The sequence below is a fragment of the Kitasatospora sp. NPDC086791 genome, from assembly GCF_040685975.1.
Taxonomy (GTDB): Bacteria; Actinomycetota; Actinomycetes; order Streptomycetales; family Streptomycetaceae; genus Kitasatospora.
In genome coordinates this window covers 21,035-44,551 of sequence record NZ_JBFBOC010000046.1, presented here as the reverse complement: position 1 = coordinate 44,551, position 23,517 = coordinate 21,035, and the positions used below count along the sequence as shown (strand labels likewise).

At 72.1% G+C, this 23,517-nt stretch carries 26 protein-coding genes; all 26 read right to left on the bottom strand.

Annotation, left to right across the window (positions count from 1 at the left end; translation table 11 throughout):
- Positions 1-70: 70 nt before the first annotated feature.
- On the bottom strand, positions 71-685 hold the full coding sequence (locus AB0Q99_RS32515) for a hypothetical protein (protein ID WP_363577551.1): 615 nt from the start codon (positions 683-685) through the stop codon (positions 71-73).
- Positions 686-1,343: 658 nt separating this feature from the next.
- Positions 1,344-1,799 (bottom strand): hypothetical protein, encoded by a 456-nt coding sequence (locus tag AB0Q99_RS32510; RefSeq protein ID WP_363577550.1) that lies wholly within the window; start codon positions 1,797-1,799, stop codon positions 1,344-1,346.
- A gap of 224 nt (positions 1,800-2,023) precedes the next feature.
- Entirely contained in the window at positions 2,024-2,440 is a 417-nt protein-coding gene (locus AB0Q99_RS32505) for a hypothetical protein (RefSeq protein ID WP_363577548.1), read from the bottom strand.
- 414 nt (positions 2,441-2,854) lie between these two features.
- A complete protein-coding gene (locus AB0Q99_RS32500) occupies positions 2,855-3,415 on the bottom strand; it encodes a hypothetical protein (RefSeq protein WP_363577546.1) in 561 nt (186 codons plus the stop codon).
- Positions 3,416-3,576: 161 nt separating this feature from the next.
- The gene (locus tag AB0Q99_RS32495; protein WP_363577544.1) at positions 3,577-4,296 is read right to left on the bottom strand and encodes a hypothetical protein; all 720 of its coding nucleotides are present in this window, start codon (positions 4,294-4,296) and stop codon (positions 3,577-3,579) included.
- A 112-nt stretch (positions 4,297-4,408) separates the two neighbouring features.
- The gene (locus AB0Q99_RS32490; RefSeq protein WP_363577543.1) at positions 4,409-5,317 is read right to left on the bottom strand and encodes a hypothetical protein; all 909 of its coding nucleotides are present in this window, start codon (positions 5,315-5,317) and stop codon (positions 4,409-4,411) included.
- A 265-nt stretch (positions 5,318-5,582) separates the two neighbouring features.
- The gene (locus AB0Q99_RS32485) at positions 5,583-5,879 is read right to left on the bottom strand and encodes a hypothetical protein (RefSeq protein WP_363577541.1); all 297 of its coding nucleotides are present in this window, start codon (positions 5,877-5,879) and stop codon (positions 5,583-5,585) included.
- A 570-nt stretch (positions 5,880-6,449) separates the two neighbouring features.
- Entirely contained in the window at positions 6,450-7,127 is a 678-nt protein-coding gene (locus AB0Q99_RS32480; RefSeq protein ID WP_363577539.1) for a hypothetical protein, read from the bottom strand.
- An 82-nt stretch (positions 7,128-7,209) separates the two neighbouring features.
- A complete protein-coding gene (locus AB0Q99_RS32475) occupies positions 7,210-7,392 on the bottom strand; it encodes a hypothetical protein (protein ID WP_363577537.1) in 183 nt (60 codons plus the stop codon).
- Positions 7,393-7,463: 71 nt separating this feature from the next.
- Complete coding sequence (locus tag AB0Q99_RS32470; protein ID WP_363577535.1) at positions 7,464-7,880, bottom strand: hypothetical protein; 417 nt, start codon at positions 7,878-7,880, stop codon at positions 7,464-7,466.
- A gap of 78 nt (positions 7,881-7,958) precedes the next feature.
- Positions 7,959-8,597 (bottom strand): hypothetical protein, encoded by a 639-nt coding sequence (locus tag AB0Q99_RS32465; protein ID WP_363577533.1) that lies wholly within the window; start codon positions 8,595-8,597, stop codon positions 7,959-7,961.
- A gap of 63 nt (positions 8,598-8,660) precedes the next feature.
- Entirely contained in the window at positions 8,661-9,005 is a 345-nt protein-coding gene (locus AB0Q99_RS32460) for a hypothetical protein (protein ID WP_363577531.1), read from the bottom strand.
- Between the two features lie 91 nt (positions 9,006-9,096).
- The gene (locus AB0Q99_RS32455; RefSeq protein ID WP_363577529.1) at positions 9,097-9,456 is read right to left on the bottom strand and encodes a hypothetical protein; all 360 of its coding nucleotides are present in this window, start codon (positions 9,454-9,456) and stop codon (positions 9,097-9,099) included.
- Complete coding sequence (locus AB0Q99_RS32450; RefSeq protein ID WP_363577528.1) at positions 9,453-9,911, bottom strand: hypothetical protein; 459 nt, start codon at positions 9,909-9,911, stop codon at positions 9,453-9,455. The genes AB0Q99_RS32455 and AB0Q99_RS32450 overlap by 4 nt, the downstream gene beginning before the upstream one ends.
- A 115-nt stretch (positions 9,912-10,026) precedes the next feature.
- Complete coding sequence (locus AB0Q99_RS32445; protein ID WP_363577526.1) at positions 10,027-10,638, bottom strand: hypothetical protein; 612 nt, start codon at positions 10,636-10,638, stop codon at positions 10,027-10,029.
- A gap of 77 nt (positions 10,639-10,715) precedes the next feature.
- Positions 10,716-11,006 carry a hypothetical protein gene (locus tag AB0Q99_RS32440; protein WP_363577524.1) on the bottom strand — a complete coding sequence of 97 codons (291 nt, stop codon included), beginning with the start codon at positions 11,004-11,006 and terminating at the stop codon, positions 10,716-10,718.
- Positions 11,007-11,066: 60 nt separating this feature from the next.
- Positions 11,067-12,593 (bottom strand): hypothetical protein, encoded by a 1,527-nt coding sequence (locus AB0Q99_RS32435; RefSeq protein WP_363577522.1) that lies wholly within the window; start codon positions 12,591-12,593, stop codon positions 11,067-11,069.
- A gap of 186 nt (positions 12,594-12,779) precedes the next feature.
- The gene (locus AB0Q99_RS32430) at positions 12,780-13,580 is read right to left on the bottom strand and encodes a hypothetical protein (protein WP_363577520.1); all 801 of its coding nucleotides are present in this window, start codon (positions 13,578-13,580) and stop codon (positions 12,780-12,782) included.
- A gap of 114 nt (positions 13,581-13,694) precedes the next feature.
- Positions 13,695-13,874: a hypothetical protein gene (locus AB0Q99_RS32425; RefSeq protein WP_363577518.1), complete on the bottom strand. Its 180-nt coding sequence runs from the start codon at positions 13,872-13,874 to the stop codon at positions 13,695-13,697.
- Complete coding sequence (locus AB0Q99_RS32420; RefSeq protein ID WP_363577516.1) at positions 13,871-14,410, bottom strand: hypothetical protein; 540 nt, start codon at positions 14,408-14,410, stop codon at positions 13,871-13,873. Before AB0Q99_RS32420 ends, AB0Q99_RS32425 begins: the two co-directional genes overlap by 4 nt.
- Before the next feature lie 582 nt (positions 14,411-14,992).
- Positions 14,993-16,807 (bottom strand): ParB N-terminal domain-containing protein, encoded by a 1,815-nt coding sequence (locus tag AB0Q99_RS32415; protein ID WP_363577514.1) that lies wholly within the window; start codon positions 16,805-16,807, stop codon positions 14,993-14,995.
- 841 nt (positions 16,808-17,648) lie between these two features.
- Positions 17,649-19,094 (bottom strand): DUF3560 domain-containing protein, encoded by a 1,446-nt coding sequence (locus tag AB0Q99_RS32410; RefSeq protein WP_363577513.1) that lies wholly within the window; start codon positions 19,092-19,094, stop codon positions 17,649-17,651.
- 139 nt (positions 19,095-19,233) lie between these two features.
- Positions 19,234-19,656, bottom strand: coding sequence for a hypothetical protein (locus tag AB0Q99_RS32405; RefSeq protein WP_363577511.1), 423 nt, complete (start codon positions 19,654-19,656; stop codon positions 19,234-19,236).
- A gap of 114 nt (positions 19,657-19,770) precedes the next feature.
- Positions 19,771-20,286: a hypothetical protein gene (locus tag AB0Q99_RS32400; protein ID WP_363577510.1), complete on the bottom strand. Its 516-nt coding sequence runs from the start codon at positions 20,284-20,286 to the stop codon at positions 19,771-19,773.
- 232 nt (positions 20,287-20,518) lie between these two features.
- A complete protein-coding gene (locus tag AB0Q99_RS32395; protein ID WP_363577508.1) occupies positions 20,519-22,798 on the bottom strand; it encodes a hypothetical protein in 2,280 nt (759 codons plus the stop codon).
- 113 nt (positions 22,799-22,911) lie between these two features.
- Positions 22,912-23,469, bottom strand: a complete 558-nt coding sequence (locus AB0Q99_RS32390; protein ID WP_363577506.1) for a hypothetical protein — start codon at positions 23,467-23,469, stop codon at positions 22,912-22,914.
- Positions 23,470-23,517: the final 48 nt, after the last annotated feature.

The window sequence follows — 23,517 nt, the reverse complement described above, 5'->3', positions numbered from 1 at the left end:
CCAGTACCGCCCCGACATCCTCGACGGATTCCTCGCCGGGACCGGCCTCTCCCTCGACCTCCCGCCGCCATCACCCTGAAGCGCCAATGTCAGTAACCGCCACCATGCACCGGTCCCGGGCGGTCTCTGCCGCCCGCAGAACAGCGGTGAACTCCTCGTGCGTCGCTGCCGGCCGCCGCGCTGAGGCGTGACTCGGCCGTGAGTCGACGCGGATGCGCGGCCTGACCACGACGGTCCCGCCGCCGCCCTGAGCCGGGACCGTCGTGAACAGCGCGTCGACGGCCGCGGCCTCGATACGCCCGAGGTCGGCCAGATGCAGGTAGAACCCGTGGATCGCAGCCAGAGCCGGCGCGAGCGTCGAATCCTCCGGCAGCCGTCCGTACCCGCGGCCACTGGTCGCCCGGGGTGTAGTCCGCAGGTGCATCACGTACGTCGCCAGCCGGAAGGCGGCCTCGCTCCTGGAGAGTCCGCGCTCACCGCACCAGACGTGAAGCCGCTTCAGGTGGCCGGCGTAGGTCTTGGTCGTCGACTCCTCGCGGGCCCGGCCGAACCGCAGGTGGCGAAGATGGTCGTCGATATCGCCGACCACGGCCAGGGTGGGCCCAGCCAGGACTGTCCAGTAGGCGAGCTCGTCGCTCACCGGGACGCGCACGATCTCCGCGTGCATCGGCTCCAGCATGACCACGCTGGGACTCTACGCACGTTGTCGGGATCAGCTCCGCAGAATGGAGAATTTTGGGACATCAGACCTATCTATCTGATATCCGCCCCATCGCGACTATTTGTGGCGGGGTCTGCCTCCACGAACCAGTCGGTGTACTCGCGGCCGACATGGTCGACTCACTGAGCGCTCTGCCGGTGAGCGGTATGAGTGAGTCGATGCGTTGAGCCAGTGCGCAGAAGGGCGGAGTTCGGGCAGAGCGTGCGTCAGCACCCGGGGGCCGGCTGGTACACCGAACACGGCCACCCCGCACAGGCTGCGCCCGCCCTCCGAGACGTCGAAGAGACCAAACCGGCGGACCGCCGCCGGGTAGCTACCCGAGTAGTGGTGCCTGACCACGAACTCCTTCGCCTCGCCCTCCCCCACCGGGGCGACCTCGAACTGCCGGGCGTCAAACCCTCCCTCGCTCAGGTGTCGCCACGAGTGCCGCCGTCCCTCCCACCGCTGACACCACGGCGACGAGGTCGCAATCTCGGGCAGGTCCTCGAACGGCAACTGCTCCTGGACGGGTCGCATCACCGCAGCCGCCCCCGGACGGCGGCGCCCATGTTGCGGAACATGCGGCCCAGGGGTGCGTGGGCAGCTGTGGACGCCGCACGGCGAATCCACCGGCACAGCACCTTCACCACGGCGCCGCCTTGGCCGCGCCCGGGACGAACGAGGGGCTCCACCCCGGATCCTGCGCCCTGCGGAACTGGAGACGGCCGCCGATCCGGTCCGCAGCAGCGAGCGCCTGGCGCTCCTGGTCGCCCGTGAATAGCCATACGTCGCCGTCGGGTGCGACGACGCGCAGCGCGCGGTCGCCGGAGCGTTCGGACGGCGCGTAGAACACCGTCGTCCCCTGCACGGTGATGTGTAGCGGGACCGTGGAGCTGGTGCTGGGCCGCTCGACGATCCCGCGGTGCGCCGTGTCCAGGTCCACGCTGACGCGCAGCGTGTTCCCGTCGACGTAGACGAAGACGAGGGCGCCGGCCACCTCCAGGGCGGGCCAGGAGAGCTTTCCCTCCTCCTCGCGGTAGGCGGGCCAGAAGCGGGCGGTGCGGTGGTACTTCTCGCGAAGGGCGTTCGAAACGGGCATGGCGAACTCCAGGCTCGATGGGGCGCCGACGGTCGATCGGCGGCGGAAAGGGGCCGTCGGGCCCGCGGGCCCGACGGCGGGGCAGAGAGGATCGGGCGGCCGGTGGGCTCGCGTAGAAGGAGCGGTCCACCAGCCCCGCCGCCCCGCTGGCCGCCAGGTGTCCCGGGCGGCGTCGTGACGGTGGTGCCCGCCGGTCCCGGGTGCGGGACTGGCGGGCGCCTGGGCTACCGCGTGTAGCCGGGAATCAGTTCGCGGATCTTGTCCGCGCCGACGCAGCCGCCGGGGTGGCGGGTGATGCTCGGCGGGTTGCCGTTGCGCCCGCGCAGGTGGCTGTAGTAGCGGGAGCCGACCCAGCCGCACAGCTCGCACTCGGCGTCCATCGGGTTGTCCGAGCCGGGAAAGCCGGAGAGCCGTCGCCAGAAGTACTTGGCCATCGTGGCGTCGGCCGCTTCGGCGGCCTTGAAGTTGCGGGGAGTCTGGGGGACTCGCGGGTGCAGGAGCGGCACCTCGCCCACCGGCAGGACCGGCTTCGGCTCGGCGGCGGATGGCGGCAGCGCGGTGATGTTCCCCTCGGCGAACTCGTTCGCAACGCGGGTGGCCGCCTTCTGGACGCCGGGGACGCCCTTCTCCGGACGGCCCACATTCAGCTCCCCCCCGACTGGTGATGATGATCCAGTCGCGGCCCCAACGGAGGGCGAGGGCAGCGAGGGTGGCGAGCTCGGGGCCGACATAGACGGGGTAGCAGTGCTCGCCGATCAGCTCCCCGATCCGGTACGCCGGGGTGGTCGTGGTGGTTCCGGCGGTTCCCTGTCGGATGCGCTCAGGGTCGGTGTCGCCAGGGAGGGTCGGTTCGCATGCCGGGTCGTCGCCGGTCGGGACCTGCGGCGGTTGGGTCGAGGACATGGAGTCTCCGTAGGTGGTGTGAGATCGAGTGGTCGGGAGGGCGCCAACCCGTCCCGACAAAAAGAAGCCTACCACAAATCAATGCCGTTCGCAGGTGGGCTTCGCGGGCCCGCCTGCTCGGAGGCGGGCCCGCGAGCCCCGCGGTGGGGGGCTCAGGCGGCCGGCGGGCTCGCGTAGAACGAGTGGTCCAGCGCCGATCGCGTGCTCCATCCGGCCTCGCGCAGCGCGGCCTGGGCGGCCTGGGCCTGCCTGGGCGCTTCGGCGGAGGCGAGACCGCCTGGCCCGTGCAAGCCGACATACGGGGGGCTGGTCACGTCGTCGAACAGGTGGCTGGCGACGTAGCCCCAGAAGGCCTCGGCCGGGCCGAATCGGTGGGGCGTGAAGCCCGCCAGCCACAGGGCCTGGTGGAGGTGGCCGAGCGTGCCGCCGCCTCGGGGGAGGCGTCGTGGCCGCAGGTCGATGCGTGCGACCGGGCGGCCCTGGTCGTCCAGGCGGTCGGGTGTCGCGGCCCAGTCGCTGCCGCGCAGCGTGGCCAGGATCAGTCGCATGCGCTCGGGGTCGGTGTCGCCCGGGAAAGTCAGCTCGTAGACCAGGTCTCCGAGCAGTGCCGTGATGCCGCAGTGCCCGATGCCGGCGTCGCTCAGAACGCGGTGGATCAGCGTGCCGTGCAGGTCGTCGCTGGTTGGGACCTGCGGCGGTTGGGTCGAGGACATGGAGTCTCCGTAGGTGGTGTGAGATCGAGTGGTCAGGAGGGCGCCAACCCGTCCCGACAAAAAGAAGCCTACCACAAATCAATGCCGTTCGCAGGTGGGCTTCGCGGGCCCGCCTGCTCGGAGGCGGGCCCGCGAAACCGGCCTGAGGGGCCGGCGGCAGCTCAGGCGCCCGGCGCGGTGGCGTAAAACGAGTGGCCCAGGCCGGTGCTGATGGCCCATCCGGCCGCCCGCAGCGCGGCCTTGGCCGCTTCGACCTGCCGGGCGGACTCCTCCCTGCCGTCCCGCAGGTCAAGGCCGACGGGGCCATGCATGCTGACGTGAGGAGACCCTTTCGGTTCCCCGGCAGGCAGAGCCGCCCGGTAGCCCCAGAACCCCTCGTCCAGGCGGAAGTCGTACGGCGTGAACCCGGCGAGCCACAGATCCCGGTCCAGGCGGCCGAGTACGCCCTCACGCCCCTTGCTCCGTGACGCCGAGAAGTCGATCAGCACGGCAGTGAGGCCGGGCTCGCTCCACTCCGGCCGGCACCACCAGCCGGCGCCGCGCAGCCCGGACAGCGCCCGGCGTACAACCGCACCGCCGGCCTGGGCGGGGAGGAAGAAGCGGAAGCCGGAACGGTCCCTGCTCGCCCGCAGACCGTGGTGCACAACCCCTGCGGCGTCAAGGGCCTGGGCGATCCGGGGTGCGTACCTGGGGTCCGCGTCGCAGCAGGGCTCGGCGGGATAGCGCAGTGGGCTGCGGAAGTCGACCGGCAGCGGCGCGCAGACGGGCTCGTTGCAGCAGGCCGAGTATCCGTCGAACCCGGTGTCGAACTCGCAGTCGTCAGGCGCGGTCGAGCCGCAAGCGGTGCAGTGCTCAGGGATCGTGGGCTCGTCGTCGGGCATCGCTGGTCCTCCTGGAGGGTCGAGTGGTCGGGGCGGGCGCCAACCCGCCCCGACAGAAATAGATGACCACATTTCCATCCTGTCGCGGGGTGTGGTCGTCCCCACGCTGCGCTCAGCACCCCGCCGGGCGCCGGAAGCCTTCCGGGAGGTATTCGGACCGGTACTCGACCACCGCCGGGCCGCCGGGGCGCGGCGGCACGTACCGGCTGGACTTCACCAAACGCGGCACGGACCGCTCGCGGCGGGTGACCCGAAGCGCGACTGCGGCTCCCTCCATCGAGAAGAACGGCTGCATGTCGAGGTCCGGGCGCTGCTCAACCAGCTGCCCGCCGACCGCGCGCAGCTCCCGCGAGAAGCGCCGGCCAAGCGGATCGTCCGCCGCCGGGCCGTGCCGGGGGAGGATGACCGCCGCGTCGGGGTGCCACTGGTCGGTCAGCACCCGGTTCCACGGCGGCGGCAGGAGGGCCGAAACCTCCGCGGCGAGCCCGCCAGCGTCGGTGAACTCCCGCAGGGCCTGATCGGTCACTGCCGCGATCGCCACGGCATCCCACGGGCCGGTGAAGGTGATGCTCCCGCCGCTGCCGGCACCGCCCAAGTTGATGCCGAGACGGTTGTCGTGAAGCCACGCGTGTGCGTGACCGAAGGCGACGAACACCCCAGGGTCGTCGGTCCGCTGTTCCTGGAGCCCCACCTCGAGGTGCCGCGCGACGTCGGCCGGGTCCACCCGGGTGCCGCGGGCATCGGGGAGCGCCGGCCCGTTGCGGACCACGCAGGCCAGCACACGCGTCGCGACCGGCAGGGCGGTGCCGGGGGAGAACCGCGCGGTGCCGATCCGGGCCGCACCCGTGGGGGACGGGGCGAACAGGGCGGCCTGGAGTGCGCCCACGGTGCTGTCCCGCGTGAGCAGTGCCAGCTCATACCCGCCGGGGAGGGCGATTCTGGAGCGGTGCTGCGCCGTGGTGACGTGCCGGGCCAGGCAATCGGACAAGGCGGAGAGGAAGGCGCTGGGTGCGGCGGGCATGGAAGCCTCCGAAGGTGGTGGTGTGGTCGGGGGACGGTGCTGCGGGGATGAGCAGGCTGCTCGGGGCGCCACCTCCGGCGGCCTGGGGCCGGCGGGCCGTGCGGGGTGAGTTGGCACGGGTCGGTGGGCGCGGCCCGGTACGGGCGCGGGGGTGAGGCGAAGGCCGGGAGGGTGTGTCGGTCTCGGCCGAGGTTGGCATCCGGCTACGTCGGCAGGGTGCCGCCCGGACGGCTTGTTGGCTGTCGGGGCGGCACCCTGCACCCGGTCAGAACACCGGCATGGGCCACAGGCACAGGGCGAACTTGGCGCCGGGCGGCGTTGCCGGGATTGCGTCCGGCGCCTCCCCGTCCTTGATCAGCCGTGCCCGTTGCTCCTGCGTCGGGTACAGATCGTCGTCGGCGAACATACCGGCGTCGTATTCGAGGACCGGGTTGAAGTGGTTGCCCTCGGGGTCCGTGGACATCACGATCAGGGTGTCAGCGGGCAGGTGCCGGGTCTGGCGGGCGAGGTCCCGGAGGGTTTTGAGGGTCCAGGGCGTCAGCTCGTCGGTCTGGTCGCTCATGGTTCGTCCTGCTTCCTGGAGTGTCGGGGCTCAGCTGTCGCGGGTGGGCTGCTGCGGAAGCCGGGGGGTGGCCTCCGGGCTCACGCGGGGCCGGGGGATCGGGGCCCTGGGGGCGTTGGTCGCGGTGGCGGGAACGGCGTGCATGGGGCCTCCTGGGGTCGGGATCGAGTGGCCGGGAGGGGCGCCAACCCCTCCCGACAAAAAGAAGCATACCACAATTGATTCCCGACGGGTGGCGCCGTGCCACGTCCGAGATCCTGTGACTGGACATCACGCCTTGCGAACGGACACCGGATCCTGCGAGCCGAGGCGTACTGGGAGGTTGGGGCCGTGGGACCTGGAGCTCTACGTCCCGGCGGGGGTTCCGCCTCGCAGATTTCAGTGTCCCGGGGCGCGCAGGAAGCTGTGTCCAGAAGCGTCGTGCCTGCGGGCCCTGGATGCCCGGCTCACAGGCTGTGCTGTTCGGTCACAGATCCCCCGCTCGGCTCATCGTCCGAACCGAGGCCTCTCCGGGCTCCTGGGGCACGGCTTCTGGGGCTCCGTCGGCGACATGGGCCGGCGGGCTGTGGGTCAGGCGAGCCAGCGGTGCCGCGCCTCGGCCAGGCGGCGGCAGGCGGCGACTGCGGTGACGAGCTCGGCGAGCTCGGCGGCGAACCGCGTTGTGCCGCCTCCGCGCCGGCCGAACTGTGGGGATCGGTAGACCAGGGCCTCGAACTCGCCGCCGTCCTGGCCGGCGACGGGGGAGTAGTCGGCGCGCAGTCCGGTGGATTCGGCGATCGTGCCGGCCAGGCAGGTGCCGCTGGAGATGTCGATCTCCCCGCCGTCGGCGGTGGGGATGCTCAGCCACCGGATTGGCGACGACGGGTTGGTCCAGAGCTCGAAGGGGATGTCCGCGCTGGTCAGGGCCGCCTGTACCGCCACGTCCACCCTGTCCTCGGGGCCGAAGTGCGACCCTTGGCCGGCCATGGCGAGAGCACGGTGAATGTGCTCGCAGGCCTCGGCGGCCGTGGCGACGCCGAACAGGCTGACGCTGGCGACGGTCGAGTGGTCGTAGGGGTCGGTGACGGTCCAGGACAGTTCCTCGCCGTCGTGGATGGCGGCCAGGATGCACGGTCGGCCTGCCGTGTCGACGGCGATGCGGGCGCACCCGTAGGTGAGGGCGTCGGTACCGATGGAGACGGCCACGCCGTCGGCGGTCAGCTGCTCGGCCAGGAGGCGGGTGGCGGTCAGGCTGGGGGAGGTGTTCACGGTGTCGTCCTTGGTGGTGGTCGGCTCGATTGGCCCCGGCGGTCGTGAGAGGGGCCTCCGGGCCGGGTCGGCGGGGGAGGGTCTAGGAGGCGAGCTTGGGCTGCCCGACGGACACCTCGACGGGGAAGTCGGTTTCGGTCACGCCCTGCTGCGCCATGAGGCTTGCCAGGGTGTGTGCCAGGCGTTCGGCCTGCTCCGGGGTGTCGGCGACAACGGTCACCTCGTGACGGCGAGTCACTTCGGCGATGACCTTGTAGAGCGCCATGTGAAATCCCTTCGGGTGGTGCCCGCTCCCGCTGCGGGCGGGAGCGGGCGGCTTCTTGCGGGCGTCGGAAGTCAGGCCTGCGGCGGCAGGGTCAGCGCGATGTCGGCGCTGATGCCCGTCACGACCCCGCGCTCGACGGCGGCGCTGTCGACCAGCGCGGCGACCTCGGGCCGCAGGGTGCGGTACCGGAGGTAGCGCGCGCCGAAGCCGTTGCTGTGCTGGGGGAACCCGTTGGCGGAGAACGCGGCGTCCACGGCCCAGTCGGTCTCGCCGACGAGCCGGGAGAGGAACTTGGTGGAGCGCTCGTTGGGGCCGGCGTCGGGGCGGGTGGCGACCTCGACGTGGGCGTACAGGCCGTGGCGCTCGGCGCCGAAGAACCCGGGCTCACGACGGATCTCCACGGACACGATCCCGACGTGCAGGGTCGTGACGGTCTCGTCGTCGCCAGTGATCGCGACGGGGTGAAGGACGGTGGCGGAACTGGACAAGGTGCTCTCCCTCTCGGAGGCGGATCGAGTGGACGGGAGGGGCGCCAACCCCTTCCGACAAAAAGAATTATACCACATCTACATGCCGACTTGGAGTGTGGTTGTACCCCGCCCGTCGTCGGCGGACAGAGCGTCGAGCACCCGGTGGAGCTGTTGCAGCGTCAGGTGGTCGAGGGTGAGGCTGACCCGCTCCATCGTCCCCCGCGTCTCGGCCCTCGCGCTGACTGCGCCGCCAGGGCCCAGATGGAAGTGGACGGCCAGCCCTTCGCGTGGGTCGTCATGGAAGTGGCCGTCGGGGTGCGGGAACCGGGCCAGCAGCTCCCGGGCCAGGTCCTCGCGCCCGCCGCCGGCGACCGCCCGTGCGTGGATCGCTTCCACCGCCCGGCCGAATGCCGCGTCGTAGGCCGGCAGGAAGCGGCGGCGCATGTCCCTGGCCAGATCCTCCAGGGGCCGGCCGAGACTGAACCCGATCGCCGGCCGGGCGTCGTCCTCGAAGTAGCCGGGAACCTCGGGGTAACGGCCGCGCGCTACGATCCGCAGCGCCGGGCCGCCGCCCGGGTTCCGGCTGCTGGAGCTCAGGAAGAACCCCCGGCCCCGGCCGTCCGCCACGAAGCGGCGGTAGTCCTGGTGCCCCTCGTAGGGGTCGGTAGCGATGCGCCACGGCGGACCGAGCAAGGAGACCAGGTCCTCCACCCGGTCGGCGGGAAATGCGGGCACGGTAGTTCCTCCTCATCGGGGGCGCAGGCGTCTGGCCTCACGCGTCCTGGGTGATATGCCGGGTCAGAGTGCGGCGGCGTGGACGTGGGCCGTAGCGGCGTGCTTCTCGGCCTGGACGGCCCAGTGCGCGGCGTCGGTGGCATGGCCGATCACTTGCACGGTCCGGACGGCAGGGGCGGCGTGTCCGTGGCCGGCCGCGGCCGTGGCCCGATCGGCTGCGCCGGTGGCCCGGTCGGCGGCGTCTTCGGAACGCGCGGCGGCTGCGGACATCTCGGCATGGATGCTGCCCGCGTCGTTCGCCTTGGCGGCGTCGGCCGCGATGCGGGCATCGTGGGCGGCCTTGTGGGCGGCGTTGGCGTAGGAGCGGGCGCGGGCTGCGGTCTGGTGGGGTGTGTCTTCGCTGATCACGGGTGTTCCTCCTCGGGTGGCCCCGGGCCGCCGCACTGCGGCGGCCCGGGGCGCAGCTGGTCAGCCGTCGGCTGAGGGCTGACCGGGTATGTCAGGGCGCCGGTTCTGCCAAACCGAGCGCCCGACGTGCGGACTCGTACCGGGCGATGGCCAGACGGCGGACGTTCGCCATCCCCGGGTGGTCGGAGGTGTACTGGGTCGAGGTGTGCGGGTCGTGTTCGGCGACGGCGCGCAGAGTGCGGGCCAGCAGTTCGGCGAGTGGCACCCGATCCATGGCGTAGTCCATGATCACCGCGCCGGTCGGCACGTGGACGATCCGGTAACGGCGCCACGTGGGCCGCTCCGGGAGCGTGCTGTCGTGTTCGCTTGCCACGAAGTCGCCGAGCTCGGCGGTCGCGAACGGTGCCGACGGGGCCGGGGTCCTGTCGCGAGGGTCGATGTGGAAGCTCACCGGTCGGCGCTCCGCAGGTACATGGGGACGCCGGTGCCGGTCTGCTCCACCAGCCCCTCGGCCACCGCCGCACGGTCCAGGAGCTCGGCCAGCTGCGGGAGGACGGCGACGAACGGGAGGGCGGGCGGCGTCAGGACCGGGCCGCCCAGGGGGCCCACCAGGCCGCGCCCGGAACCGAAGGGGCGCCGCAGGTGCGGGAAGCCGTTCGCGCCGAGCACGGTGTCCGCGTGCCACTGGATCTCGCCGACCAAGCGGGAGACCTCGAAGCGCATGGGAGGAGACGTCGGCGATTCGGCGAACAGCAGTACGGCGCTCAGCCCCTCAGTGGGGCCGAAGAAGTCCCTCACCTGCCTGTGGGACATGGACTCCACGAGGGCGAAGGCGGTGAACTCGCACTCCTCGGCGGTCAGGGTGACGGGGTGCAGCCCATGAGGGGGCGCGGGGGTGCTGGCCACGGGGGCCTCCTTGCGGATCAGGATCGAGTGATGTCGGAGGCGCCAACCTTCGACAGAAAGAAGTATACCACAATGCAATGCCATTCCGGGGTGTGGCGGCGCACCTGACGCGAACTCAGGCCACCCGCTCGGCATCCAGCAGGCCGATACCGTCGCGCTCGCCCCACACCCTCCAGCCGGCCGCCGCCAAGGCCTTGACGCACGCCCGCTCACCCTCCGCGCCGGCCCACGCCTCCGGCGCCACGGTCACCCGGCCGACGGCGTCCCCCGGCACTACGCGAAAGCCCGCCGCCAGCACCACATCCCCAAACAGCAGCGCAGGCGACCGGCCGGCGTCCGTGAGCACCGCAGCCGCCTCCAGTACGGCAGCATCTTCGCCGTGCCTGCCGTCATGGCCCACGGTCACCACGCGCTGCGCCCGAGGGCGGGTGTGCGGGTCCAGGAGGACCAGCCCCAGTCCGATCCAGCGGCCCGCGTACCCGTGGCGCAGGAGCGTTGCCTGGAGTTCGAGTCGCTCGGTGCGGCCGGGGAGCTGGCCGCCGGGAAAGTTCACCGCGACCGGGCCGACCCGGCGCCACGTCAGCGGGCGCGCGGCCAGGTGGCCGTAGCCGCTGTAGTTCAGGACCTGGGTCACCGTACGGAGGTCCGGGGTGCGGACGGGGAGGTGGAGGGGGGTGCGAAGGCCTCGGACCGGGCGCCGGGTGGCGCCCGAAGGGGTGGTGGTCATGGGGATGGCTCCTGGTTTCGGGGGAGTGGTGGTCGGGCCGGGGTCGGGGGCGCCGCGAGTCGCCGGCGTCCCCGGGGTCAGAACGGCGGGTCGAAGGAGAGGGCGGCGCCCAGGTGATCGGTGACGTCCCATGTCCGGGCGCCGTCGCTCACCTCGACGCGATCGGTGGTCGCATCGCTGCTGTCTCGACCGAGCTTCGCCGTGACGACGACCCGCAGGTCGCGCCCGGTCAGATTCCGGATGGCGCCGCTCATCATCCGTGCGACGGTCGGGGCGTCGGCCTGGTCCAGTGGGACTGACCCGTCATCGCGATGACAGTTGTTGCAGCCGCAGCCCGGCGGGTGGACAGCCGTCTTGTGAATCCTCATGGGGCGCTCCCGGTGGGAAGGCCAGCCGAATGCTGGCGACAGAAAGAAGCATACCACAATTCAACCCTGTGCGTCGGCGTGGGAATCCGCCCGCCGGGTCGGACGGCGCCGGTGTCGCAGCGCGCAGGCGACACCGCCCGGCCCGCGTCGAACCCTCGGCCATCCCAGGCCGGTGCGCAAAGGCGCCGGCGCGATGGTGGCCAGCCGGCGCTGACGCGCCATATGTGCCTCCCATAGCGCCGCGAAACCCGGCATGGCCTTCTCCTCGACGACGTCCGGCACGGCCACGAAGAACATCTCCGCCGCCGGGTAACCGCTCCCCCGCCGCAGCAGCCATACCCGCTCAACCCCGGCCGACTCCTCCACCTCCACCGCCAGCCCCTGCCGGCCGGCGGCCCGGTGCAGCATCCCCGACGCCGCCGCCCGCGATCGCGGCAGGCCTACGCGCTCCAGTGACCGCCACACCGTGCCCTTGCGCGTGGCGTCAGCGCACCGGGGTGTCCGCTCGGCCGGGGAGCAGCGCTGGTTCGCCAGCGCCCGGCAGTCCGCACACCGCACCTCACGCCCCTCGCTGGCGCACGCCTCGCACCGCGGCCCATGGCGGTCCACGCACCATGCGGAACGACGGGCCGTCAGCAGCCGCCGAACCTTGAATACCGACCACTTCACCGCCTCCAGCTGCTCCTCGGCGGCCGCCAGCGCGGCCGCGTTGCCGTCCTCGGCGAGCAGATGCGCCAGCGACGTGCCGGAGTAAAGCGTCGTCAGCGGGTTGAGCGCGTGCGCGGTCCACTCCAGGCAGGCCGCCATGGCCGCTTCCTGCGGCAGGCGGCGAGCGCGCTCCAGGTGGGCGTCACGAGAGGCAGCGACCGACGGAAAGGGACATTCCACGCAATACGACTTTGGCCAGTCGACGCCGAAGATCCGCAGCAGCTCGGCCAGGAGGTCGGGGCGCGTCATCTGCCAGGAGATCAGCGGGTACCACGGGCGGCGACCGTTCGTGGTGAAGCGGCGGTCCTTCTCCGCGCGCTTCACCTCCCGCTCCCCGGCGTCGTAGCCGAGGATGTGACGGTAGCCCGGCGCCATGTTCTCCGCGGCCCACCGGTCGATCACCCAGCCCTTGTACTTGATCGAGCAGAGGTGCTTGCCGGCGCTGAACAGGGGCAGGGTGCCGGAGCTCCGCAACTCGTCGGAGAGCTTCCACGGGCCCGCCGGCTCGACGCGCTGCGGGTTCCGGCTGTCGGAGAGCACCAGGTACCCGTCCGAGTCCCGGCGTCCGCCGCGTGCCAGCTGGACGTAGCGCACTCCGTTCTCGGCCATCAGCGGCAGAAGGAAGCGGTTCGCCAGCTCGATCGTGTCCGACCATTCGTCGCCCGTCATCGCCGTCACGACGGTCAGGTTGGACAGGTCCGGGCGCAGACCGTGGCGGACGGGGTCGGTGATCAGTCGCCACAGGACGTAGGCGGAGTCCGCCCCAAGGCCAAGGCTGAGCAGCACCTGGTCCTGCGGCGTGGGCGGCGCCGGCCAGTCGGGCGCCGCCGGGCGTAGGCGGGTCGTAGGCAGAACCAGAACACTGAGAGCGCTGGACATCGTGGGACTCCGGGGTTGGCTGGACCGAGTGAGCCGACCGGGCGCCAACCCGGCCGACTAAAAGAAGTATACCACATTTCAATGTTGAGTGCGGCTTGATGCTCACCCGTCTTCCTTCCGCACGGGACGCGCCCTCCCGGGGGCGGCCGCCAGCCGACAACCCCCGGGGAGCGCGGACCCCAATGGCTACGTCAGGACCTCGAGGATCATCAGAGCAAGATCGACGGGGCACTCCACCGTCAGCATGCCCCTGGTCGCTCGCGTGGGCCGGGCCCTGTCGGGGACCTGGACCGAGCACGTCACGGGCCCGGTTCCGGGGCCGAGAAACAGGAGGTCGCCGTCCGGGCGGGGATCGTAGCGCAGCTCCGGGAAGCGCCTCAGCAGGGTGCTGGCGGCATCCGGCCGCGCGAGCACGGACGGCTCGCCGTCGGCCGGGGGGAGGGCGACTTCGAACGCCCGGACCAGCTTCGGGAAGCGCACTCCATCGGCAGCGACCTGGACTCGGCCGGGGCCGTCGATCCGCACCTCTCCCCGCACGGGGCCTCGCTCCCAGGACACCACGTGCCAGCGGTCCCGCACGAATGCCGCCACCTGGCCGCGTTGGCCCACGCGCTTGGCGAGGGCCTCGGCGACAGCGGCCGCCGTCGCCAGTTCGGCGACGGTCCTCCCGCCCGGATCGCCCGGCTCGCACGACTGGTGCAGGTGGCTGCGCGCGATGGCGGCTGCGACTGCGCGGGCGCCGGCATGCCGGTGGGGCACCACGGTCTCCAGGAGCTCGCCTGCGCCCGCGAGCCGCTGGAGCGCGACCCCGTCCGCGGTTGCGGTTAGCCGAAGGCTCCGGCGACGGTCCTGCAGGACGATCGAGGTGCTCTCGTCGCGCGGGCCGCCGCGCACGCGCCACCGGCCGTGTCGTTCGGCCAGAAGGGTGGCGACCTCGCGGGCCAGGCAATGCAGTACTGCCGGGTCGGCAGGGTGATTCGTGTTCACAGCGGTTGTCTCTCTCGGGAGATTGGAGAAGGGGCCGGCGCCGTATGCACGCGCGGGCGGGTGGCGGCCCGGCTTTGGTGCCGGGCCGCCGGAGTCCGCCGGGTGCGGTGGCGACTAGATCTCGGTGAAGGTCAGGCGGAAGTCCCGGCCGTCGTCCGTGCGGACAACCAGCGCCCACGGGCCGTGGGACCCCAGCGGGTTGGACATCTCCACGCCGGTGACCTCGCCGCCGGGACGGGCCGCATGCTTCTCCAGGCTCTGGACGACGAGACTGCGCAGCGCGAGGAGGTTCACCGCACGCTCCCGGCGAACTGCGCGGCCGCGACGCGGCGGGCCCGGCACGCCTTGGTGTGCTCGCCCTCGGTACTCTCGTGCGCCTCCTGCCAGTTGGCCGCCGAACCACTGAGACCCAGGGCGCCCAGCACATCGGCCACGGCGGCAAGCTCGCTGCACTGCATGGACCCGGCGACCTCGTAGGCGAGATCGAAGCTGCTGAACTGCTCCGCGAAGTCGAGCAAGGCCAGCCCCAGCCCCAGCGGCGCCCGCCACCCGGTGCCGTCCATGGCCAGGTGCGACGGGTGGGTCAGCCGCGTAGCCACGACGGTCCTGTTGTCGCGTGCGAGCCGCTGACCGTAGCCCCACCCGGCCGCCTTGAACGCCTCGGTCAGGGCGCTGCTGGCGGTGGCGCGCTGCTCCGGGGTCAGGCTGTCGCGGTAGCGCACGACGACCCCGTCGGCGCGCGGTGTGAGGGCGAACGGCTCGTGGACCGGCAGGTCGATCTTGTCGACGAGGGCGGCCGCCTCGATGAGGATGGCGGTACGGAACTCCATGGGTGTTTCTCCTGGGCCTGGTCGTGAATCGAGTGGCCGGGAGGGGCGCCAACCCCTCCCGACAAGAAGAAGCATACCACATTTCCAACTCGTGTGGTGTTGTGTTCCGCCCTTCGTGTGGCAGCCGGCCGCTGGCTGTGAGGCCGGCTGTCACCCCGTGTAACAGGCCCGCCTATCCCCGCAGCCGGCCTGAGTCGGCGTCCCCGATGGCATGCCCGCACGCGGCGCGGCGGAGGGCGAGGGCTGGTCGTGCCTTGCTGGTGCCGGCCTTGGCCGCGTGAGGTGTGCGGCGGCCCGTCGTGGCGCACGTCGCTCCGGAGTGCGGCCGGCCGCCGGGGCTGTGTTTTGGCCGCAGCCGTGGGCCCGCTAGAATCCGGGGTGCATCCTGGAGCTCGAAGGTGGACCGCTGTTGCGGACTCTCCCGGTAGGTCTTGGATCGAGTGCGAGCGGTGGGCCGTGCACCTAGTCCAGACTCCCCTCGGGGACCGTCCCTCTTTCGGGAGGGCGGGCGGCCCTCCGCTCGTTGAATCTCCGCTGAACGCGCAGGCGCGGCCCGCGTGAGCGGACCGCGCCCGACTACGGTCAGGCCGCGAGCGCGACCTTCTCCCCCTCCTTCCCGGCCTCCGCCGTCACTTCGCTGGCGTCCGTGGCCTCGCCGTCGCTCTGGTCGTCGGGCGCCTCGGTAGCAGCCCCGGCCTCGGTCTGCTCGTCCTGCTGCTCGCTGGCCTCTCCCCCGGTGTTCGCCGGGGCGTGCCCGGCCTCCACCTCGGCCTCGGCCAGCGCCAGCGCCAGCTCCTCCTCGGCCTCCGCGTCGCTCTTGCGGGCCGCCTCCTGCCGGGCCTCGTCGGCGGCCTTGATCGTGTCGATCAGCTGCCGCTCGCAGTCGGCCAGGGTGTAGCCCTCACCGGCCAGGAACTCCAGCCAAGCGGCTACCTCCCGGTTCGGGTTGCGCCACGCGCCGTCGTGCATGTTCTCGCGCTCGAACGCGGCGGCGACCTTGGCCAGGAGAATGAACGCCCGGCCGGGCCGCCCACGTCGGGCGATCACCTTCGCGAACGGCTCCTCGTCCCGATGGCTCCAACCCCCCTTGGGCACCTCGACCTTGAGCAGCTTGGCGACCAACTCCAGATGACCCGTGCTGTGGAAGAAGCGCGGGAACCAGTAGGTCTCCCCCATGGTCGCCTTCATGATCCACTGCCAGGCGGCGTCGGAGACCTCCTTGGAGTCGTCCTTGCCGGGGTTGATCAGGCGGACCAGGAAGGCGTTTCGCACCTCGCGGGCGGCCCGCCAGTCCTTGTTGCCCTGGATGACCCGCTTGCGCTCGGCCTTGGCGGCCTCCTTGTCCTCGGCCGTCTCGGTCGTGGCCTTGGCGGCCTCTTCCGGGGTGAGGCTGTGCCCGTTGCCGGACCAGTTCCGGCACACGTAGACCGCCCGGGGCTTGTCGCGGTCGATGTAGGCGGCGTGGTCGGGGCAGATCTCGGCATGCGCCTTCGGGGTCATCTTCTTGCCGACCGCGTTGAGCAGGTGGGACAGCGGACGGGTAGGCCCGTCCCAGCGCCACTGGGGAGTGATCAGGGGGACGCCCGCCGCCTCCAGCTCGGCCTTGACCTGCTCCCGCTTCTCGGCCTCGGCCACCTGGGCGCGCAGCCTGGCCATCGCCTGCTCCCAGTGGCCGCGCTTCTTGTTGCCCTCGCGCAGGTCGTTCTTTCGCGCCCGGTTGAGTTCCCACATCGCGTCGTTGGCGCTCTCGACCTCGGCGTAGTCGGCCTGCTCCAGGATGTCCCACCCGTCGGTCCCCAGCTTCTCCAGAACCTCGTCGGCGAGCTGGGCGGCACGGTTGGCGGCGGCCACCTCGGCGGGCTTGTAGCCGAGCCGGCGAGCCTGCTTGGCGCGCTTGGCGTCCGACATGTCCATCAGTGCGAGCTGGGTGAGGCCGTCGGTCACGTCGCGCTTCGACGACTGCTCGCGGTGGGTGTTCTCGATCATGCTGAGAACCAGCGTGTCGTCGTCCACCCCGGCCAGGTCGCGCCGCACCAGGACCGGGATCCTGCGGCGCGGCTGGCCTCGCTTGACGGCCTCACGGTTCGCGCTGAGCTGGGCCTTCCAGCGGCGCTGGCCCTTGTAGATTCCGAGCTTGCCGTTCTCCTGCGGCCGGGCGCCCACGGGGTCCTGGACCCCCAGGTCACGCACCGATGCCTTGAGCTTCGCGTCCGGCTCGGTGTGGTGCTTCTTGCGGTGGTTGTACTCGTCCAGGACGAGGTCCTCGGGGAAGTGGTACTCCAGCGTGCCGACGTCGTGGGCCAGGCCCTCGTCCTCGGCGGCGGCCTGGTCGGCGGCCTCCTGCGGGCTGATGGTGTCCTGGGCCTCGGGGGTGGCCTCGATCATGGTCGCGGTCATGGTGGTGCTGTCCTTTCGGAAAATGGGATCGAGTAGCCGGGAGGGGCGCCAACCCCTTCCGACAGAAAAAACTATACCACACTTCGACGCCGCATGGGCGTGTTGTGCCTCCGGGACCGTGTGGAACTGGGAGTTTCCGTGGTGGAGCGGTGGCGCGTGAGCGGCGAGGGCAAGGAGCCCGTCGGCGGCCGGCCGACATTCTGAGCATCGGCCAGCCGGGCCATCCGGCGGGCCGATGCCGCTGTCGAGCCGGGGCGCCTTCCGTGGAGCCTTGGCAGGGGGCTCCTCGCAGCCGGTCGGCGCCCGGAACCACTGGCGTCGACCTGGAGCGGGCGGTTTGCCCACCCCGGGCCGGACAGTACGTCAGCGAAACGGGTCGGCGAGCGCTCCCGCAAGCCACCCGGCCCGTCCTCCGTGGTGGTCCGGCCTCGGCTCGGCGAAGTTGACTCGCGCACTGTCACCGTGGTTGACGGTGATCGTCTGGGCTGACAGCACATAGCGCGGCACGCTGGCCGGCCCGTGCGGGACGATCTCCACGGCGCGCGCCTGCAGCGTATGGCGGAGGGTCGTGGCGGCCGCCGCTCTCCGCGGCCGCGCTGGGGCGAATCCCGCCGCGATCGTGTTCCCCGCGGATTCCCGGGACGGCCCGTCGGGCCGGCGGTCCGGGTCCGGCCAGGCGGCCCTCGGCGCTTCGTCCTCGTCCGGGTCGGTGACCCGCCGCGTTTTCGCCTCCCGGCTCGAACCCGTACATCAGCAGGACGCCCGTGGACGGGCCGATGGTCCGGCCCCCGCTCACCGGTGCCGGGGCCCGGCGGTGGCCGGGCCCCGGGGTGGTGGATGGTTACGCCGCGCTGGCGTCGGTCGCGGTGTCCTCGGCGGAGGCGGGCGCCGTGTGCTGGGCCAGGTGGGCGGCCATCTCCTCGGCGCTCATGCGCCCGGAGATCTCGCCGTACGGGTAGGCGCGCGTCTTGTCCGCCGTGGCGCCGTCCTTGGTGACCACCGGTCCTTCGTTGTCGTCGTGCGGGCCGGTGAGGGACTTCGCGTTCACTCGCAGCACCTCGAACCAGCGGCCCCGCCGCCGCAGGAAGTCGCCCTTGGTGAAGTCGTCCTTGCTCCAGTTCCGGCGCAGGCCTTCGGCCTCGTCCAGGGCGCCGCGCCAGTAGGCCAGCCGCTCGGCGGCCGACTCCTTGCGCGCCGTCAGCTTCGCGTGCTCCTGCGGCCGCCGCTGCGGATCGACGGCGGCCAGCTCCTCCTCCGTCTTGGCCAGGTGCTTGCTCAGCTCCTTCACCAGGTGGGCGGCCATCTCCTCGGCGCTCATGCGCCCGGAGATCTCGTTGTAGGGGAACGTCCACGTCCAGTCGAGGCGGGCGCCGTCCTTGGTGACGACCGGGCCGTCATTGTGGATGTGCGGGCCGGTGAGGGACTTCGGGTTCACCTGCAGCACCTCGAACCACTCGCCCCGGTACTTCAGGAAGTCGCCCTTGACGAAGTCCTGCGGCCCCCAGACTTTGAACCCGGCCGCCTCCGCGTCCCTGACCACGCCGCGCCAGTGCTCCAGCTGCTCGGTGATCTCGGCCCGGCGGGCCTCCAGCTCCTCGCGGTGGTGCGGGTACTTCTCCGGCTCCCAGCCGGAGCTGCCCTTGCCCTGCAGGTCGCGCTCGTTGGCCCGCAGGTCCGCCTCCAGGCGCTCGATCCGGCGCAGGGTGCGGGCGGGGTTCTTGCGGTGCTCCTCGAAGGCGGCGGCGGCCCGGGCCTGGTCGGCGTGGTGTTCGGCCTTGCCCCGCTCGTCGATGCTGCGCCGCATGCCGGCGTCCATGCGCGCGATGTCGCGGCGGTGGCGCTTCTCGCTGTGGTGGCCGCGAAGGACCGGCTGCCCGGCGGGGATGCCGTCGGCGATCGCGTGGGAGGCGCGCCAGGCGGCATCCGAGCGGGAGGCGGCGTTGTCGGCGAGCTCCTCGTGCCGGTCGGCACGTTCCTGGGCGCGGTCGTAGCGCTCCTGCTCGGCCGCGGCGAAGCTGCGCGTCTGGGCGTTGTCGATCTCTACGGTGACCGTGAACCGGCCGGTGGCCTCCAGGGCTCGCTTGGCGTTGTTGATGGCCCAGGTGCTCGCCCGGGAGTCGCGCGAGCGCTGGATGGCGATGATGCCGACCGAGCGCATCCACCGGAAGTTCGCCGCCCTGCGGGCGATCTCGTACGCGCCGTCTCCCTTGCTGGAGCCCTCCAGGACGGTTCCCTGGTCCCAGGTGTGGCGGATGGTCAGCTCGGTCTTGGCGGTCTCGGCGTTCATGGGTGTGCCCTCCAAGGGGGTTGGGATCGAGTGGCCGGGAGGGGCGCCAACCCCTTCCGACAGAAAGAACTATACCACATCTGAATGCCTATTTGGGGCGGGCCGGCCTCCGAGACGGGCCCGCCCCGCCCCACCCGGCCTACGGAATGAGGGTGCGGCTGTCCATGGCGATGCCGAACCCGCCGCCGTCGACGGTCAGCACGAACCAGTTCACGCCGTCCTTGTCGCTGCGGCGGATCCACTCCAGGAGGGTCGGCGCACTGCCGTCCGACAACGGGTAGGTGTCGTGCAGCGGGATCATGTGGACGAAGTCGTCGCCGCCGACGGGGGTCTTCGACAGCAGGCGGTCACGCCCGGGGCCCCAGCCGTGGGCGAACACGTCCGGCAGGTCGGGGAACGGGCGCCCGTTGGACTTGATGAACGTTCCCTCGCTCTTGCACCACGCCAGCGCGGGGACGGGGGGCGTGCCGTCGTAGACCGCGTGGCGGTCGGCGGCGGCGGCGTGCTCGGCGTGGAGCCGCACCGAACTAAGGTCGAAATACAGGTCGATGGTCTTGGGCATGGTCGTCTCCTCAAGGGGGTGGTGGGTGCTCGGTGCGTCGGGGGCGCGCCCCCTGGGCGGTGCTCACCGGCGGCGCGCTTCCGCGGCGTCGCCGTGTGCGCGGTCGGGCGGTGTTCAGAGAATGCGAGCGGGCGTGATCGACTCGCGGCCGACGTGGTCGAGGACCGGAATGCCGTCCTGGCTGCGCAGCGTGTACGCCTGCCGGTTCTCGCTGGCGCACGACGGGCACACGCACACGTCGGCGAAGTAGAGGGCGCGGTAGTCGGGCAGGTTGCCGTGGTACATCACCAACGTCTGGGGCCAGATCAGTTCGGCCGCGTCGAGCATGTCGGCGAACACCATGGCGACGTCCTCCGCATCCCCCAGGGGGCGGCGGTGAGGCCGCTCCGGCGTCGTGGGGGAGTCGGGCGTCACGTCCTCCCAGCCGCGCGCCCAGTCGCTCGCGGTCAGAATCGTCTCGCGCCAGTCGTCGGACCCCGGCTCGCAGACGAACCCGAAGGCGACCGGTGCCACGCCCTTGGGGGATGCGGCGACGTACTCGCACTGGAAGACGGTCACGTCCTCCGGGCTCCGGGTCGGGCCGCTGAGCGCGAAGGAGCGGGCGGCGGCGAAGAAGTCGTTCGTGGGCACGGGTGTACTCCTGGATGGGTGAGGGGATCGAGTGGCCGGGAGGGGCGCCAACCCCTTCCGACAGAAAGAACTATACCACATTTCAAGGCTGCGCGGCCTGCGGGCTGTGCTTCGCCCGCACGCTGCACCGGGCCTTGCGCCGACCATGACCGGGTGTGCCGCCTGGCCCGCGCGGACATGATCCAGACCGAGCGCGACCCGGCCCCGGGAGGCCCCCGGGGCCGGGCGCGGCCTACGGCGCCGACTGCCCGGCTGGGTCGCCCGCCGTGACCCCGGCCAGGAAGCCGAGCGGCGCGGCGGCGCCCTCGGCCGTCTCGACGGCCATGACGGCCAGAACAGCCGTCACCCCCGGGCGCACCTGGCCGCCGCGCGGTCCCGTCCGGCGGTCTGCCCACTCGGCTGCGGATGCCTGCCGGTCGAACCGGTATCGGCCGTAGGCGACCGTCCACACCAGGTCGAACACCCACCTGCCCTGATCCGTCGTCCCGCAGATGTTCACCGCGATCGACGAACCGAATCCGCTGCCGCGCGTCCGGCGGGTCATCAGCCACCCGTTGCGCGCTGCGCACCGCCACAGCGTGTCCAGCGTCTCGGGGACGGGGAAAGCCGGCTCCCACACCGCTGACTCAGCGACGGGCGCCGGCCAGTGGCGTACCGCCTCCTCCCGGGCGCTGCGGCGCTGTTCCTGGGCGCGCTGCGCGGCCGCCTGCTGCTCGGCACGTGCCTGCGCGGCCGCCTTCTCGCGGTCCGCCTCGGCCTGTTGCGCCCGGTGCTCGGCGAGCTGCCGTTCCCGGTCGGCCTGTGTCTCCGCGTCGGTGGCGGGGGCGAGCCGGTCTCCGGGGGCTTCGGTCCACCCCTCACCGGCCAGGGGGCGGACGCGGAACGTGCCGTGCCCGCGGTAGCAGGCGATGCGGGCGACGCTGCGCGGCCCGTGGTCGGCGTCGCCGGGCTCGACCCACACCGGCATGCCACGCAGCAGCCGACCGCGTCCGTCGTCGGGCCTTCCCTCGGCGTCCGCACCGAGGCGGGCGCGCGCGTCGGCGCCGGCCTCCCGAGCACACTCGAATGACTCCCCGGCGTCCAGGGCGGCCTCGAACACCGCGCGGGCGGCCTGGTCGTGCTGCCGCTCGGCCGCCTGGGTGGCCGCGCGCACCGCGTCGTGGGCGCGGTTTCGCAGGTCGAGCCCGTGGCGCACCAGCATCAGGTGCCGCAGAGCGGCGGCCTCCTGGCCTGCGGCCGTGTTCAGCCACGCCTCCACCGCCGGCACGTTCTTGGACATGTCCAGCGACAGCCCCCACTCGCTTCCGCCGAGCAGCGCCCACACCTCGGCCGTCAGTCGCTGCACCCGGGTGTGGGTTCGTGCCGCGCCGGGCGCGAACAGTGCTGCACCCTGCGCAGCGGCCTCGGCCAGCCGGACGGACTCCCGCACCTGGTCCTGGTCGCCCTGCTGGGCGAGGACGGCGGCGGCCGCGATTCCGAGCGTGAACAGTGCCTGATCCTGTTCGGGGTCGTGCCGCAGGGAGGCGTTGACCTCGGCCGCCGTCGCGTGCCCGTCGCGGCCGTGCCAGAGGTCCCAACCCTGGAGGAACGTCATGCACTCCCGGCCGTGGTCCGCCCACCAGGCGGCGAACTCCCGTTCGGCGCCGCCGACGGTGTGAAGCACCGCCTTGGCGAAGTCGGCCGGCGTGCCGTCGGGGTTTGCCCGGCGCCACTGCGTCTCTTCGGCCGCCAGCGCGGCCTCGTCCCGGGCGACGTAGCGCGTGCATACCTCCTCGGCCTCGAGGTCGAGCGCCCCCAGGTCGAGGGTCTGGGCATCGTCCACACAGGAGGCGGCGAGCAGCCGGGCCCGCCCTGACAGTTCGAACACCCGCCGGGCGTCTCCCACCCGGTAGGCCTCGCGCTCGGCCCTCGCGGCGAGCACACCGACCACGGCGGCACGCCGCTCCAACCGGCGAACCGTCCGCTCCGCAGCCGCGCGCAGCGGTCTCGCCAGCACGCTCGCTGGTGCGGTCTGCGCCACCGACTGCCGGCCGGACGCCGCGGCGACGCGCGCCTGGTGCGCCTGACCCCGGGCCAGAAACGCCCAGTGCTGCGCATCGCTGCCGTGGCAGGTGCGCCCCGCCGCCTCCGAGGCCCGGTCGACCAGGGACGCAGTCAGGCCGTGCAGGTGAGACGAGAGTAGACGCCACCCGATGCGGTGTGTCTCCTCGGTTCCGGAGCGGTGAATGCACGCGCCGCGCCAGCGGATCCGGCCCTTGTTGTCGGTCTCCCAGACGCACCGGACCTCGGCGGGCTCCGAGCCGGTGATGGTCGCGACACGGCCGGTCAGGACCACGGCCGCGAGCGGGCCGTGCTTTCCGAGGCCCGACCAGGTGCTGACCAGCCAGCCGGAGCGTCGGGCCTGGTCGGCGAACCGGGACATGGCAGGTGTCATGACGTCGGGGCCGACCTCGCTCAACGGGTGGCCGAGAGGCGGAAGGGCGGTGCAGGTGTCCGCGCTGGGAGTGTTCATGGTTCTGTCCTTGGCGTGTCGGGATCGAGTGGCGTCCCGGGCCGGTGCCGACCGGCCCGGACGGTGAAGCGGCGCCCACCCCGGGGGGCGGGCGGAGGGTGCCGGACGGGCGGTCAGCTGACGCTGTTCTCGGCGAGCTGCGCGGCCGTGACCGACGCGTCGTCGATGACGACGAACACGTCGATGACGCCGGACAGGTGGGTCGCCTCGACCCGAAGCCCTTCCTCGTCCAGGCGGCGGAAGGCGGTACCGGCCAGGATCGCCTCTGCGGCGCGCCGCAGGCTCCGGCTGATCCCGAAGGGGCCGTACACGGCGGGCTCCTGGCTGTCCCCGCGGACGGTGATCACCCAGCGGGCGGACTGCACCCGCTCGTCGTCGCCGAGCCGCAGCAGTCGGCGAGCCTCGCCCAGCGCCGCCTGCCATAGCGGTTCGCGCTGTTCGGCGGGAAGGTCGCGGGCCATCTCGGCGGCCGCGCGCCGACCAGCGGGGTTCAGATGCACGGTGGTCACCGGTCCGGCGGCCATCTGCTTGGTGACTGGCTCGGCGAGCTTGCGGGAGACGATCCCGTTCACAGTCGCGGCGTGGCCGTCGACCCGGTGGTTCTGGGCGGTGAGAGCGGCGAGCAAGTGCTCGCCCATCTCGGAGGTGAGGGCGCGCGTGGTCGTGGTCACGAAGGGTCCCCTTGGTGGGTGCGGAAGCTGGATCGAGCGGTCGGGAGA